Raw genomic sequence first — 14,910 nt, forward strand, 5'->3', positions numbered from 1 at the left:
ACCGTAATTTATGTTTCGGCCACGCTACGAAGACATATGGTGTTAACAAATCACCGGCACCTTGCGACGCGCCGGAAACACAGCCTCCGTCCACAATGCCCGGAACGACTTGCGCGCATTGCCGGAGCATGCATACGGTCGAAATATGAAGGAGCACAAGGGTGTGGCGGCGGCATTGGCGGAGGCCTGCAAAGAGCGACGCTGCGCGTATGGGACCAGTCCATCCCTACGGCGCGCACTGAACCGACGCGTGGCGGAGGGAACGTTGGTGTCACCGTTGAACAACATCTATATGCCGAAGGAGACGTGGCACGGCCTCGACAGTTGCGAACGTTCACGGCATATCGCGCGCGCCCTGGCATGTCTTCATCCCAATTGGGTGTTCGCCGGATTGACGGCGGCGTGCATGCATGGCTTTGACCACAGTTGGACAGCCCACGATGGAGCCATTCGCATCGCCGACCTGTATCAATCGGGACGAGTCTCCGGCCAGCCGATTGAACGCGTCTATATGCAGGAGATTCCCATCGACCAAGTCGACGGCATAACCGTCACGGACCAAGCGCGGACTGTCATCGACTGCGGACTGTTCCTGCCGTTTGAGCATGCTTTGGGCATCATTGATTCTGCGCTTCGTCAGGGATTGGACACGGCTAGGGTGCTGGAGCAATGCGCACATCTACGTACCAATCATGAAGCAGTGCTCCATCTGATTGAGCATGCTGATGCGCGTAGTGAGAACGGCGGTGAATCGCTAACGCGGGGAACGATTCTTACCTTGGGCTTCGCGCGTCCAGAGCTGCAGGTCGAATTCACCGATCCCAGTGATCCGAGACAGACTTACCGCGTCGATTTCCTGTGGCGGCTTCACGATGGGCGAATCATCGTGCTGGAGTTTGATGGAACGCGCAAGTACGTCGATCCTCAGATGACCGGGGCGAGAACGGTGCGACAGGTGGTCAATGATCAGATCGAACGGGACCGCATACTCAAGGAAGCCGGCGTGACCACGGTGGTTCACTGTTTCCATAATGAAGTGATTGCCCGGCAGCCGTTGTACGACAAGCTCAGGGACGCAGGCGTTCCTTGGGTGGGATGTCCCTTCAACTAACCGTGTCGCTCTGCGTCTCAAACCTCAGAACGACACGCAGGTCTTCTGAAATTTGTGCCACTGAGTCCGTCTCAGCGGCATGTTTTTCAGAACAACACGCTTATGTTCTGAAAAACATGCCGCTTAGCGTTACTCAGTGGCACATCTTTCAGAACAGCGGCGTGTCGTTCGGAAGAAAGTACCACTGAATGAAATCAGTCAGCCGCGCTCGGCGATGAGATGTGCGACGGCGTCGAGGGCGAGCCTGTAGCCGTAGAACCCCATGCCGGTGATAGTGCCGGTGGCGACCGGGGAGATGACGGAGCGCTTGCGGAATTCGTCGCGGGCGGAGGGGTTGGAGATATGGACCTCCATCAGCGGCAGGCCTTCGTCGATGACCATATGCGCGGCGTCGGCGAGGCCATACGAATAGTGGGTGAAGGCGGCGGGGTTCATCACGACGGGCGTCTTCTCGTCGGCGGCGCGGTGCATCCAGCCGATCATCTCGGCCTCGTCGTCGGTTTGGCGCACCTCGACGTCAAGACCCAGTTCGACGCCCCATTCGGTGCACAGCTGGCGCAGGGTCTCGAGGTCCTGACGGCCGTAGACGTCGGGCTGGCGCACACCGAGGCGGCCGAGATTGGGGCCGTTGACAACGATGACTTTGGTGGTCATGGTGGCACTCCTTACTTACGAATGCGGTCGAAGGCTTCGCGCACGGCGTCGGCCGGCGGGTTCTCCAGGTGGACGACGTGGCCGGGGCGGTCGAGCACGACGAAGCGCAGCATGCGCCCGCGGGCCTTCTTGTCCTTGTGCATGAGGGCGAGCACGTCATCGAAGGAGCCGCCGTTCCACGAGGTCGGCAGGCCGAGCGACGAAAGCAACTCGCGGTGATAGTCGACCAGATCGGCGTCGATATAGCCGAGCAGATGCGACAATTCGGCCGCGTAGACCATGCCGACGGCGACCGCGTTGCCATGACGCCACTTGAAATGCTCAAGCTGCTCGATGGCGTGGGCAAGCGTGTGCCCATAGTTGAGGAATTCGCGCAGGCCCTTTTCCTTGAGATCGGAGCTGACATGGTGCGCCTTGACACGCACGGTGCGTTCGATGAGCTCGGCGACGACATCCTCCAGTCCGGAGCCGAGGAAGGTGGCCCCGTCGAAGGCACGCAGCTCGGCGGCATGGGCTTCGAGGATATCGAGGATGCCGGTATCCATGATGAAGCCGGACTTGGCGACCTCGCCCAGGCCTTCGGTGAAGATGTCAGGTGGCAGCGTGGCAAGGGTCTTCATATCGGCGAGCACGCCGGCGGGCGTGTAGAAGGAGCCGACGAGGTTCTTGCCCTGCGGGGTGTTGATGCCGGTTTTGCCACCGGTGGAGGCGTCGACCATGGCCAGCAGCGAGGTGGGGCAGTTGACGTATCGCACGCCGCGCATCCAGGTGGCGGCGATGAAGCCGGCCAGATCGGTGGCTGCTCCCCCGCCGAGTCCGACGATCGCGTCGGAGCGGGTGAATCCTTCATCGCCGAGCCGGTTCCAGATGCGGTTGGCCACGTCGACGGTTTTGCCGGCCTCGGCGTCGGGGATGACGATATCGGAGACTTCGAAGCCACCTTGGCGCAGCAATGCGCGCGCGCGGTCGGAATGCCGCTGCACGGGCTGGGTGTGGATCAGCGCCACCTTGGTCGCCCCCTCGCCCAGCGTCTCGACGAGACGGCCCATCGTGCCTTCGCCGATCATCACATCATAGGCTTCGATGCCGGAACCGGTCACATGCACCTGTCGTTCGGAGGCCATGTCCATCACCTTCCTCGCCGCGACCTGCGGCGTCAGCCCGCGCGTGGGCACGAGCACATTGGCAACGCGGCGGAACACCGGGTCGCGCTGCTTAAACAGTTTCTTCCAGCGCGCGTTCGCATCGCCGTCAAGCATCGGCCGTCCGCCGCCGCGGTTGGCGCGCTCCATCGCCTCGGCCGGATCTGCCATGAGATAGACGATCTTGCCGCCGTCGGCGATATATTCGGCCAGCCGATCCTGTGTGGCGGGCGTCATCGGGGCGCCGCCGCCGAGGGAGAACACGCCGCTGAATTCGACGAGCAGACGCGCGATGACCTCGGCTTCGACCTCGCGGAACGCGGGCTCGCCGTACTTGGCGAAATAATCCGGGATCTTCATCCCGGTTTCGCGTTCGATCTCGATATCGGCGTCGGCGAAGGGAAGGTGCATGATATGCGCGATTTCCTTGCCGACGCGCGTTTTGCCGGCCCCCATCATCCCAATGAGGACCATACGGGGCCGACCGCCGTGTTCCGACGCGCGGGTGCCTCCGTCAGACCGCCGCGTCACCGCTGGTGCTCCGGCCAGGAGGCAAGGTATGCCTCGGCGTTGCGCCGGGTTTCCTCGATGCTGTCGCCTCCGAATTTCTCAAGCACATACTTCGCCAGGGTGAGCCTCACCATCGCCTCGGCCACGACGGCCGCCGCGGGAACGGCGGTGGTGTCGGAACGCTGGTTGATGGCCTGCGCGGCCTCGCCGGTGCCGGTGTCCACGGTGCGCAGGGCCCTCGGGATGGAGGGAATCGGCTTCATCGCGGCGCGCACGCGGATCGGCTCGCCGTCGGACATGCCGCCTTCGATGCCACCGGCGCGGTTGGTCAGACGCGTGATGCGGCCGTCCTCCCCGGGAACCATCTCGTCGTGCGCGGCCGAACCGGGGCGCATGGCCTCGAGGAAGCCGTCGCCGATCTCCACGCCCTTGATGGCCTGGATGCCCATCAGCGCGGAGGCCAGCGCCGCGTCGAGGCGGCGGTCGGATTCGACATAGGTGCCGATGCCGGCGGGCACGCCGTAGGCGATGACCTCAACGACACCACCCACGGTGTCGGCGTTGGCCTTGATCTCGTCGATGCGCGCGACCATACGTGCCTCGGCGGCCTTGTCGAGCGTGCGCACCGGGGATGCGTCAAGCGCGGCAACGTCGTCGGGCGTGGGCAGCACGGCATCGTCCCCGTCCTCGACGCCGGCGCCGCCAATGGAGATGACATGGGCGACGGTGCGGATGCCGAGCGCCTGCTCGAGGAAATTCGCGGCGACGCGGCCCAGCGCCACGCGCGACGCGGTTTCACGAGCCGAGGAACGTTCGAGCACCGGGCGGGCGTCGTCGAAGCCATATTTGCGCATGCCAGTCAGGTCGGCATGTCCGGGGCGCGGGCGCGACAGCGGCGCGTTGCGCCCTTCGCGGGCGATCTCATGGTCGAGCGGATCGGCGCTCATAACCTCGGTCCACTTGGGCCATTCGGTGTTGGCGATCTCGATGGCGATGGGGCCGCCGAGCGTCTTGCCATGGCGCACGCCGGTCAAGAGGCGCACCTTGTCCTGTTCGAATTTCATACGCGCGCCGCGCCCGTATCCGAGGCGGCGGCGGGCCAGGGCCCCCACGATATCGTCGGTGGTCACGGAGACGCCGGCCGGCACTCCCTCGATCATCGCCACCAATGCCTCGCCGTGGGATTCCCCGGCGGTCTGCCAACGCAACATGCCCTCTCCTATCCGTGTGCAAGCAACTGGGGCTAATCTTACTGGTATGCCGTACTACTTCTGCCTGCCAAGTCTTCTATGTGGACTGGCCGTGGGCGTCGAGGACGTGCGCCGCCGCCGCGTGCCGCGCGCATGGATCGCCGTCGGCTGCGCGCTGCAGCTGTTGGCGAATCTGGTGTGGGGCGCGCTGGACAATACCTTCTTCACCCTGATCCAGTCGGTGCTGTTCGCGTTGCTCTGCGCGCTGGTGCAGGGAGTGCTGGCATTGCTGAAGCCGGGTTCGCTGGGATTGGGCGATGTGACGGCGACGTTGATGGTCGGACTGGCCGTGGGCGCCTATGGATTGGGCCCGGTAGTGGTCTGGTGGCTCATGATGGGCGTGCTGGGGCTCGCGTTCATCGCGCTATGGACGCGTTTCGATCCGCAGCGGCGCACCGCCTACCGCGGCAAGGTTCCGTTCGCGCCGGTTATCGTTGCGGCCGGCGTCATCGCCGTGTTCGCTTCGCCGTTGTTCGCATAATGCATGTTGCTCCGCTTCCCCAAGAGAGGAAGCGGAGCAACGTCTAGGTTATTCGAACGCTCCGGCCCCGTCAGCATCATCGTAAAATCATCGGGCGTGATGCCCAATGTGCCGTCATGGCCAGCGCACGCTAGTTGGCGTTCTCGTTATTGTCCTTGTATTCCTGCCTGATTTGCCAGAACTCGTCCTCGGTCTCGACGAACTTGGTCTCACCGGTGGACAGGTCGACGGTCACGAAATACATCCAATCGCCTGGCTCGGGATTCTGCGCCGCCTGAATGGCCTCATCCCCCGGATTGCTAATCGGCGATGGCGGAAGGCCCTCGTGGTTGTGCAGGTTGTAGGGATTCGAGGTGTCGGCGATGTCGGCGTCCGTAATTTCGCTGGCCTTCTTGCCCAAGCCATATGCCAGGGAAGTATCCATGCCAAGGTTCATGCCGCCCTCAAGACGATTCTCGATGACACGGGTCACCTTGCCGTAATACTCATGGCGGTTCACCTCGGCCTCGGCGATGGATGCGATCTTGAGGATGCGTTCGCGCTCGTCGCCGGAGGGCACGCCCATCTCATCGAGTTTGGCGATGCGTGCGTCGACCATTTCCTTGAGGACTTCGGAGGCGGAGGTCTTGGCCTTGGCATCATAGGAGCCGGGTTCGAGCCATCCCTCGAAATCGCCGCCAGCCTCGGCAGGCAGAATACCCGAGCCGCCGCCGTTGACCACCGCTTCGAAATCGGACTGCGCGATGCCGGTGAGCTGGGAGGCCGTGGCCAGCACATCGCTCACACGATCACCGGGGCGCACCTCAAGGAAGCCGGTGGCCTGCGTTTGGTCGGCCAGGATCTTGACGACCGATTCCGCGGACATCTTCTTCTTCAACGAATACGTGCCCGGATAGAGGATCGTGTCCCCGGCGGCGCTGGTGAAGGCCTCGACGGATTTGACGATGCCGGCCTTGACCAGGTTCTTGGCGATGACATCGCCGGCCTGCCACTGCTCGACGGTGAAGGACACCTCACCCTCTCCCGGACCAGCCCAATCTTCGACGACGGCGCGCTGGGCGGCGGCCTCCTGCGCGACGCGCCACTGGCGGATCTTGACGACGCCGAAGGCACCGCCGGCCACCACAAGCGCCACCACGACAATGACGGCGATGATGCCGATGATATGGCGACGCTTGCGCTGTTCGCGACGGCGGCGCATATCCCTGCGGGAGCGCGGCGGCTGGGGCGGCAATGCGCCGGAAACAGGAGCGGGGGCGGCGCCATCGTCGACCCAGCCGCTGCTCTGTTCGAAGAAATCGTTGAAACTGTCGGCCACTATTCCCGTTCCTCCACTGCTTGTCGACGGTCCAGCGCCGTCTGCAGGATCACCACGGCCGATTGCTGGTCGACCACTGGTCGATGCTTGCGGCCATCCAGATGAGCCTGGTTGAGTTGACGATGCGCGCTGACCGTGGTCAGTCTCTCATCGATCAATGATATCTCGGGAACAGCCGTCAACGGCGTCTCATTGTCCCCAATGAGGCACTCTATGCGTCGGGCGAGGTTCTTGGCCCACCGACGCGCCTTCTTCGCGCTTTTGCCTTCCTCTCCGCTCAGGAGCAACGGAAGACCGATGACCACATGGTCCACGGCCTCGTCTTCGATAACCGCGATCACATCGTCCAATGCGCGAAACGAATCCCCGTAGGCGGCCACGTTGCCAATGGGATGAGCAAGGGCAAGGCCCGGGTCGGACAATGCCAGTCCGACCCGGGCGTCACCCAAATCAACGCCTAGCCACGTCATGCGCGGAAGCGTCAGGCCTTCAATGCCTCGGTCTCGAGCGCCGCCAGCGCCTCGTCGATCTTCGAGGCATCCTGGCCGCCGCCCTGGGCGAAGTCCGGCTTGCCGCCGCCACCGCCGCCGAGCATCTTGGAGGCGCCACGCACGAGGTCACCGGCCTTGATGCCGGCCTTGCGGGCGGCCTCGTTGGTGGCCACCGCGACCATCGGCTTGTCGTCCTCGCTCACACCGGCGAGGGCCACGACCACGGGCTTGTCGTCGCCGAGGCGTCCGCGCACGTCGAGCACGGTCTTGCGCAGCGCGTCAAAGGAACCGAAGTGGCCCACGTTCTTCGCGGCGACGCACACAGGCGCGGCGGAGGTTTGGGCTGCCTTGACGAGTTCAGGCACCGAGGCGGCGAGCTGGCCCTCGTACATGGCGGCCAGACGGCGATCGGATTCCTTGAGCTTGGCGAGCAGCGTGTTGACGCGCTCGGCCAGCTCGTCCGGACGGGCGTTGAGCTTGTCCGAAAGCTGCGAGACCAGCGCATGCTCGCGGGCGTTGTACTCATAGGCGCCCGCGCCCACGACGGCGTCCACACGGCGCACGCCGGAGCCGATGGAGGCCTCGGACATGATGTTGATCGCGCCGATCTTGCCGACGTGGTCGACATGCGTGCCACCGCACAGCTCGCGGCTCCAACCGTCCTCGCCGATGGAGACGACGCGCACGATGTCGCCGTACTTCTCGCCGAACAGGTGCATCGCGCCGAGCGCGATGGCGTCGTCGAACTTCATCTCCTTGGTCGTGACGGCCAGATTGTCGCGCAGGCGGTCGTTGACGCGCTCCTCGACGGCGTTCATCACGGACTTCGACGGAGCGGAGGACCACTGGAAGTCGAAGCGCAGACGGTTCGGGGCGTCCTCGGAGCCGCGCTGGGTGGCCTGCGGGCCAAGCTCCTCGCGCAGCGCCTTGTGCACCATATGCGTGGCGGTGTGAGAGCGCGCGATGGCGCCACGACGGCCAAGGTCGATATTCGCGTTGACCTCGGCGCCCACGACCAGCGTGCCTTCGGTCAGACGGCACTGATGCACGATGAGGTCCTTGATCGGCTTCTGCACATCGTCGACCTCAAGCACCGCGCCGTCGTCGGACAGGATCTCGCCCTGATCGGCGAGCTGGCCGCCGTCCTCCGCATAGAACGGAGTGCGGTCGAGGATGACCTCGACGTTGGCCGGACCGGTGGCGGCGGGCACGGAGCCCTTGCCCTCGACCATGATGCCGAGCACGCGGGCGCGCGCCGACATATCGGTGTATCCGAGGAAGTCGATCGGCTGGGCGAGCGTCTTCTTGAAGTCATCGTAGACCGACAGATCCACATTGTGGCGCTTCTTCAACGCATCCTGACGGGCGCGGGACTTCTGCTCGGCCATCAGCTCGCGGAACTTCGCCTCGTCGACCTTGACGCCCTGGTCGGCGGCCATCTCGAGCGTCAGCTCGATCGGGAAGCCGTAGGTATCGTGCAGGGTGAAGGCGTCCTTGCCGGAGACGACCGCAGCATCGCCGGAGCCGGCCTCCTTGGCCTTGCTCACGGCGACGTCGAGGATCGCGATGCCGTTGTCGAGCGTGCGGCGGAAGGCGTCCTCCTCGCCGTAGGCGGCCTCGGAGACGTCGTGGAAGGTGTCGTTGAGCTCCGGGTAGCTGGCGACCATCGCCTCCTTGGAGACGGGCAGCAGCTCGGGGATCACCGGATCGGTCACGCCGAGCACGCGCATGGCCTGGATGGTGCGGCGCAGCAGGCGGCGCAGCACATAGCCGCGGCCCACATTGGAGGGGCGCACGCCGTCGGACATGATCATGAGGGCGGAGCGCACATGATCGGCCACAACGCGGAACTTGACATCCGCGGCCGCGTCCTCGCCGTACTTGCGCCCGGACAGACGCTCGGCGGCCTCGATGACCGGGAAGACCTCGTCGGTCTCATAGATGTTCTGCTTGCCCTGCATGAGGTAGGCGAGGCGCTCGAGGCCGGCGCCGGTGTCGATGTTCTTGTGCTCGAGTTCGCCGACGATGTGCAGGTCGGTCTTCGACTTGACGTTGTCGACCTCGTAGTTCTCGAAGACGAGGTCCCAGATCTCGATATAGCGGTTCTCATCGGCGATGGGGCCGCCCTCGACGCCGTATTCGGGGCCTCGGTCCACATAGATCTCGGAGCAGGGGCCGCCGGGACCGGGGCCGCCGGTGGTCCAGAAGTTGTCCTCCATGCCCATGATCTGGATGTGCTCGGGGTCGACGCCCTCGTTCTTCCACATCGAACGGGCCTCTTCGTCGTCGGTGAAGGTGGTCATCCACAGCTTGGCCGGGTCGAAGCCATAGCCGCCCTCGGACTGCTGGGTGGTCAGCAGCTCCCAGGCGAAGTGAATGGCCTCCTCCTTGAAGTAGTCGCCGAAAGAGAAATTGCCGAGCATCTGGAAGAAGGTGCCGTGGCGCGTGGTCTTGCCGACCTCGTCGATGTCGAGCGTGCGCACGCACTTCTGGTTGGAGGCCATGCGGTGCTTCGGCGGCGTCTGCTCGCCCATGAGATACGGGATGAACGGCACCATGCCGGCGATGGTGAACAGGGTGGTCGGGTTCGGCGAGATCAGGGACGCCGAGGGCACGATGAGATGGTCGTGCTTGCCGAAATAGTCGAGGTAGCGCTTCGCGATTTCCGAGGTGCGCATTGCTATTGGGACTCCTTGTGGTTCCGGGCGTCGTCGGACGCCCTATTGGAGGTTCGTGGTTTGGATGGGGTGCGTCGGGTCAGATGCGCTTGGTTCAGCGGGCGCGTTCCGCGTATTTCCTGTTGAGCTCAGCCTCGCGGGCTCGACGGGTGGCGTTGAACTCGTTGATCAGGCCTTCGAGCGTGCGGATCGTCACGTTCTCCTGGTCGGGGCCGAGCACGAACTGGCGCGCCTTGTCGGGCGTGTGGGCCTTGACATAGGCCTGCGCCTTGGCGACGGCGGTCACGCCGATGGCGATGCCCACGCCGATCCAGAACAGTCGTTTGAACATCACTCCCCCTTGGTGGGTTCGGGTCCGGCCTGCGGGTTCGCGCCCTTCTTGGCCAGGAACGACTGCGCGGTGGACTTGAGCGCATAGGCCGCGGAGGCGGCCTTGATCACCGGCTTGCCCAGGAAGGAACCGTAGAGATCGGTCAGGGCGCCGACGTTGTTGGCCGTGGCCGAGGCCGCCGCGGAGATCTTGTTGACGTCCTCCAACGACTTGTTGACCTGGCGGACGGTGGTCACGCCCTCGTCAAGCGCCGGAATCGCGTGTTCGCCGGACTGGCGCACGGTGTCGGCGATCTGGTCGAAGAGCTTGCCGAGCCGGATCAGCGGATAGATCAGGAATCCGGCGAGCACGGCGAAGGCGATCGCCGCGATCAGGCCCGCGATCTGACCAACATCCATGGGTATCCTCCCTTTCGCACACTTACCCGCACAACAGTAACACCGCGGGCCGTCAGAGCCGGCATATCCCGGCCATTCCCTTGGCCTGCGCCTGCGTCTATGCCGCTCAAGGCGACGTATATCGATCGATCAGCGGTTGTATGCCGCGATCGCGATGGCCTCGTCAAACGTTGCATCCGTGTCGAAGCGCAGCGTGGTGACCGAACCGTTGGCGGGGCGTTCGGACAGGTCGAGGTCGGGTCCGCCGAAGCGATGCGCGAGGCTCAGCAGGGTGTTGCCATGGGAGATGACGAGCACATCGTCGCCGTCCTTGAGCGCCGGATTGGCGGCGATCAGCGCGAACGCGCCCTCGACGCGGGCCCAGTATTCGGCGTCGGATTCGGCGTCGTGGAACGGGTCGGCGTCCTTGAGCCAGTCACGGGTCGCGCCCAGTCCCGCCTTGGCGACGATGTCGTTGTAGGTCTTGCAGCCGTGCGGCGCGCCGGCGGCATACCATGCCATCGCCATATCAAGGCCTTCGTAATAGCCATAGAACTGCTCGCGGAAATGCATATCGGACACCAGTTCCGGGCGCGCGTGCCCGGCGGCCCCGTTGAGATCGAGGATGCGGCGCGCCGTCTCCTGCGCGCGCGTCGTGTCGGAACAGTATGCGGCGGCGAAGGTGAGGTCGCTGAGCTTGGCGCCGGCCTTGTCGGCGTCGGCCAGCCCGGCCTCGGTCAACGGCGAGTTCGACCAGCCCTGCAGGCGGTTGTATCGGTTGAAATAGGTCTGCCCATGGCGGACGAGATGCAGATTGAGAATCATGGTGTTTATTCTATCCATGGTCCCCCGCCGAGGAACTACGATGGAGCCATGGGAAGCACAAGGGGATGGCACGCGTCGGTGCCGATCGCGCGGCAGTTCACGGTGATGCTGGGATTCGCGATGTTCTGCGCGTTGGCGAGTTCGCAGTATTCGGATCATCTGGGGCCGTGGAGCGGTTTCACGTATTGGCTGGTGGGCAACAACGGCGTGGTCATGGCCATCGCCTTGCAATATGGCGGACTCGCGCTGTGCCATCTGGGCATGCGCCGCGCGCAACGGTTGGCATGGCAGCGGTGCTGTGCGCTGGCGACGGTGGCTGTGGCGCTGTGCATCGTGCCGATGTCGCCGCTTGGCGGGCAGGTGCTGGTGTATGTGACGGTGGCGTTGCTCGCGTTGACGACGCCCGTTTGGGTGGGCTGGGTTTCGTTGGCGGCGTGCTATTGGGCCATCATGCTGCTGACGGGCGCGAATCGATGGACTCAGTACGATGAGTTGGTGGGTACGTTCCGCAGCCGGCAGGTCACGCTCTATCTGCTGTTTGTGGGCGTGATGTTCCTGCTCTACACACGCCAGACGATGCGTCTGGACGCCCAGAACCGCCAGTTGGAGCGCAATGTCGCGACGATCGAATCGCTGACGCTGGCCAAGGAACGGGCGCGTATGGCCTCCGATATGCATGATTCGATCGGGCAGCAGCTCACCGCCATCCATTGCGCGCATGAGGCGGCCGCGCATGCGCTGACGACAGCGGGTGCGAATGGCGCGGATGGAGGGGCTGATCTCGCCGCAGCCGCCGGCCATGTGGCCGAGGCCGAGCGCATCACACGCGAAGCCATGCAACAGGTGCGACAGATGGCGCGAGCCTTGAACCCCTATGATTTCGGCGAGCGCCTTGACGCGCAATCCATCGCGGCTTTGGCCAATTCCTTCCAGTCGACTGGCGTGACCGTGCGCCCACGGATCGAGGGCGACGTCGCAGCGCTTGGCTCGGATGCGAAGCTGCTGGTCTATCGGATGCTGCAGGAGACGCTGACGAATGCGGTGCGTCATGCGCACGCCTCGCGCATCGACCTGACGATCGCAGTGACCGGAAAACCGGGTTCCGCCGACGTCACGGTGCGCGTCGAGGATGATGGCCCCGGTATGACGGCCGCGGATCTCGAGCATGGCTTCGGCCTGCGCGGCGTGCGCAGACGCGCCCGGCAAGCGGGAGGCACGCTCGATATCGGATCCTCCCCCACGCTCGGCGGCACATTGATCGAGCTAAGGCTGCCTTGGTCCGGTGCGGCTCGGGATGATGCGGAGCATCCGCGCGACGATAACAAGGCGACCGATGACATGCCATATGAGGAACGTTGGGACTCAACGCATGATCGGGATGGAGGGAACCGATGAACGAAGCGGCGGCTATCCTCAAGCGCAGCGGTAGTGAAGGCAGCGGCAATATGACGCGGCGTGATCCGATCCGTGTGATCGTGGTGGACGACCAGCAGATCGTGCGCTCCGGATTGGCTTCGATGCTCGCGCCGTTCGACGATATCGCATTGGTCTCATCCTTCGCCGGGGCCGAGGAAACCTTGGACTGGGACGGATGGGCCGATGGCGGCGCGGATGTCGCGCTGGTGGATGCGCGTATGCCCGGCATCGACGGGCCGGAGCTGATCGCGCGTCTGCGCCGTCTGCATCCCGAGATCAGATGCATTCTGCTGACGGCTTTCGACGAGAACGGCAATCTCATGGCCGCGATCCAAGCGGGTGCATACGGGCATCTGTTGAAGGACGTGTCGATGGATGACCTGGCTGACGCGATCCGCGAGGTCGCGGCCGGCGGGCGTGTGCTCGGCGGGGCGGCGACATCGCGCGTCATGGACTGGCTGACCGATGGCATGCCACCGGTAGCACCGGTCGAGGCGACCGAAACAGCCAGGGACAAGGGCCTGCGCACAACCCAAGACGACGCGTCGCATGGCTCATGCGACGCCGCCGCACTGTTGGAGCGCCTGTCTCCTCGCGACCGTCAGATCGCCTCGCTTGTGGCCGAGGGACATACGAATGCCGAGATCGCGCGCACGATGTTCCTGTCGACCGGCACGGTCAAGAATCACATCACCGCGATATTCCAGACGCTTTGTGTGCGCAACCGCACCGAGCTGACCGCGTTGCTGCGCTGAAACGACGCGCCGCCGCGTCGCATATGCCCATCCCAGCCATAACCAACAACGGCGCCATGATCCAGAAATAGCGGCTCTGCACACCGGCGACGCCCGCCGCGCCATCCGGCGTGAACTGCAGCCAGAGCGCCAGATAGCACAGCGTGACCGAGGCCAGTATCATCAGCCAGCACCACGCCCATGCCCACGGGACGCGCCTGCGCAGTTGACTGTCATCAGTCTCAAGCTCAACGGAACCGCGCCGCCGCGACTGATGCAAAGGCGGACGCAGACAGCAGATCCACAGCAAGAGTCCGACGCCGATCGCAACCATGCACAGCCACCACAGGACCAAGCGAAAACGATCCCAGTCACTGTGGGTTTGCAGATGCGCCAGCGACCAAAGTATGTCTTCCAGAGGTTCCCACGGTCTACTGATTACGCTCGCAGTGCGATGCTCTGTCATCGCCTGACTCACACGCGTGGGACTCGTCGCATATCCATGCGCTCCGATCCGCATCCATACCAGCAGCAGCAGCCATCCGGCGGGAACGGCAATCAAACCGGCCGCTCGCACCGACGCACGCATGTCGCACCAACGCACGGCGACGACGGCCCAGAGCACTGATAGCAACGGCGCGTAGGCGATCTTGCCAATGGCCAACAAGCCTCCCGACAGTATCAGTTCAGCCATCAAAGTCGGAGGGAACGGGCGCGTCGACGCGCCGGCGCGCGGAAGCGAATCGAGGCTGCGCGCCAACAGCGCTGCCAACACAATGAGCAGCGCAAAGGCAAAGGAATCGGCCGATATGGACATATCGGCGTTGGTTTGGTGCGCGATGCAAACAAGACAAACCATGAGGACCAGCCGATGTCCGTCTCGTGGCAGCAGAGCCAAGGCCAGCATGACGGCGATGAGGAAGACGACCAGCGTCGTCGCCTCGACCAAGTGGTAGGTCCACTCGGCATCAAGATCGACCATCCAACTAATCATCAGTCCGGCGAGCTGCGGCAGATAGGCGGTGGGCGAATAGACAGCCGTGTTGTTGAAGGGCGCATCGATGCACGGACGCGACCAATCGGGCACACTGCCCGGATTGATGGAGCCAAGGTCGAAATCGCTGGCGTATTCGACGGACAGGCGTACCAACGCCGTGTCCACGCATCCGCCCACGTTTTCGTCGGCGATGGCGTGGTATGCGGAGGTCGAGCTCACCGGGCGGGCCACGATATCGCCGTTGAGTATCGCCGAACTGCGGTAGAGGTGTTCCCACACATCGGGCGTCTTTCCAATCGGCATGACAGCCACTTTGACGACGCCGGCAAGGGCCAGGTATATGAACAGCAGGGCCACGATACAACGCAGCGTATGCCTTGTACGAATTGCGAAAATCGGCCGGCGCGCAAAGCCCCGCGCGCCATGGCATGAGACAGACGCACGGTTCCCCGCAGCCCCACGCAATCCTGGCGAAACGACGTTGCGCACGTTAGGACAATGGCTCAGCCTCTTCATGGCCTCAGCCTCGCGCCGATGCCGTCACTCCCACCAGATGCCGGAGGTCACGGAAAAGTCACGCGAAGGTCATCGCTCT

The 14,910-nt window shown here is 64.1% G+C and carries 14 protein-coding genes; 4 read left to right on the top strand and 10 right to left on the bottom strand.

The features are described 5' to 3' along the window. Positions 1–145: 145 nt before the first annotated feature. Positions 146–1,111: a hypothetical protein gene (locus AC1AUD_RS05980; protein ID WP_476573038.1), complete on the top strand. Its 966-nt coding sequence runs from the start codon at positions 146–148 to the stop codon at positions 1,109–1,111. Between the two features lie 198 nt (positions 1,112–1,309). Here AC1AUD_RS05980 and AC1AUD_RS05985 read toward each other — a convergent pair whose 3' ends face one another. The 3 genes from AC1AUD_RS05985 to aroC are packed head-to-tail and all read right to left on the bottom strand — an operon-like array spanning position 1,310 to position 4,628. Continuing rightward, positions 1,310–1,765, bottom strand: coding sequence for a type II 3-dehydroquinate dehydratase (locus AC1AUD_RS05985; RefSeq protein ID WP_476573040.1), 456 nt, complete (start codon positions 1,763–1,765; stop codon positions 1,310–1,312). Positions 1,766–1,776: 11 nt separating this feature from the next. Next, a complete protein-coding gene (locus tag AC1AUD_RS05990) occupies positions 1,777–3,381 on the bottom strand; it encodes a bifunctional shikimate kinase/3-dehydroquinate synthase (protein ID WP_476573042.1) in 1,605 nt (534 codons plus the stop codon). A 53-nt stretch (positions 3,382–3,434) separates the two neighbouring features. After that, positions 3,435–4,628, bottom strand: a complete 1,194-nt coding sequence (gene aroC, locus AC1AUD_RS05995) for a chorismate synthase (protein ID WP_476573044.1) — start codon at positions 4,626–4,628, stop codon at positions 3,435–3,437. Positions 4,629–4,674: 46 nt separating this feature from the next. Here aroC and AC1AUD_RS06000 point away from each other — a divergent pair, with 46 nt between their 5' ends. Next, positions 4,675–5,148: a peptidase A24 gene (locus tag AC1AUD_RS06000; RefSeq protein WP_476573046.1), complete on the top strand. Its 474-nt coding sequence runs from the start codon at positions 4,675–4,677 to the stop codon at positions 5,146–5,148. 130 nt (positions 5,149–5,278) lie between these two features. Here the strand turns inward: AC1AUD_RS06000 and AC1AUD_RS06005 are convergent, their stop codons facing one another. From AC1AUD_RS06005 to AC1AUD_RS06030, 6 genes are all read right to left on the bottom strand, one after another. Next, positions 5,279–6,466, bottom strand: coding sequence for an endolytic transglycosylase MltG (locus AC1AUD_RS06005; protein WP_476573048.1), 1,188 nt, complete (start codon positions 6,464–6,466; stop codon positions 5,279–5,281). Further along, entirely contained in the window at positions 6,466–6,936 is a 471-nt protein-coding gene (ruvX, locus tag AC1AUD_RS06010; RefSeq protein WP_476573050.1) for a Holliday junction resolvase RuvX, read from the bottom strand. Before ruvX ends, AC1AUD_RS06005 begins: the two co-directional genes overlap by 1 nt. 11 nt (positions 6,937–6,947) lie before the next feature. Continuing rightward, the gene (alaS, locus tag AC1AUD_RS06015) at positions 6,948–9,635 is read right to left on the bottom strand and encodes an alanine--tRNA ligase (protein ID WP_476573052.1); all 2,688 of its coding nucleotides are present in this window, start codon (positions 9,633–9,635) and stop codon (positions 6,948–6,950) included. Positions 9,636–9,729: 94 nt separating this feature from the next. Further along, positions 9,730–9,966 (bottom strand): hypothetical protein, encoded by a 237-nt coding sequence (locus tag AC1AUD_RS06020; RefSeq protein ID WP_476573054.1) that lies wholly within the window; start codon positions 9,964–9,966, stop codon positions 9,730–9,732. Beyond that, positions 9,966–10,364, bottom strand: coding sequence for a DUF948 domain-containing protein (locus tag AC1AUD_RS06025; protein WP_476573055.1), 399 nt, complete (start codon positions 10,362–10,364; stop codon positions 9,966–9,968). Before AC1AUD_RS06025 ends, AC1AUD_RS06020 begins: the two co-directional genes overlap by 1 nt. Before the next feature lie 129 nt (positions 10,365–10,493). Beyond that, positions 10,494–11,168: a histidine phosphatase family protein gene (locus tag AC1AUD_RS06030; protein WP_476573057.1), complete on the bottom strand. Its 675-nt coding sequence runs from the start codon at positions 11,166–11,168 to the stop codon at positions 10,494–10,496. Positions 11,169–11,216: 48 nt separating this feature from the next. On the opposite strand from AC1AUD_RS06030, the gene AC1AUD_RS06035 reads away from it, so the two are divergent. Both AC1AUD_RS06035 and AC1AUD_RS06040 read left to right on the top strand, forming a co-directional pair. Next, entirely contained in the window at positions 11,217–12,563 is a 1,347-nt protein-coding gene (locus tag AC1AUD_RS06035) for a sensor histidine kinase (RefSeq protein ID WP_476573059.1), read from the top strand. Continuing rightward, positions 12,560–13,339, top strand: coding sequence for a response regulator transcription factor (locus AC1AUD_RS06040; RefSeq protein ID WP_476573061.1), 780 nt, complete (start codon positions 12,560–12,562; stop codon positions 13,337–13,339). The genes AC1AUD_RS06035 and AC1AUD_RS06040 overlap by 4 nt, the downstream gene beginning before the upstream one ends. Here AC1AUD_RS06040 and AC1AUD_RS06045 read toward each other — a convergent pair. Then, positions 13,275–14,672, bottom strand: a complete 1,398-nt coding sequence (locus AC1AUD_RS06045; protein WP_476573063.1) for a DUF2142 domain-containing protein — start codon at positions 14,670–14,672, stop codon at positions 13,275–13,277. The genes AC1AUD_RS06040 and AC1AUD_RS06045 overlap by 65 nt on opposite strands. Between the last annotated feature and the right edge of the window lie 238 nt (positions 14,673–14,910).

Source organism: Bifidobacterium sp. LH_730 (assembly GCF_056355835.1).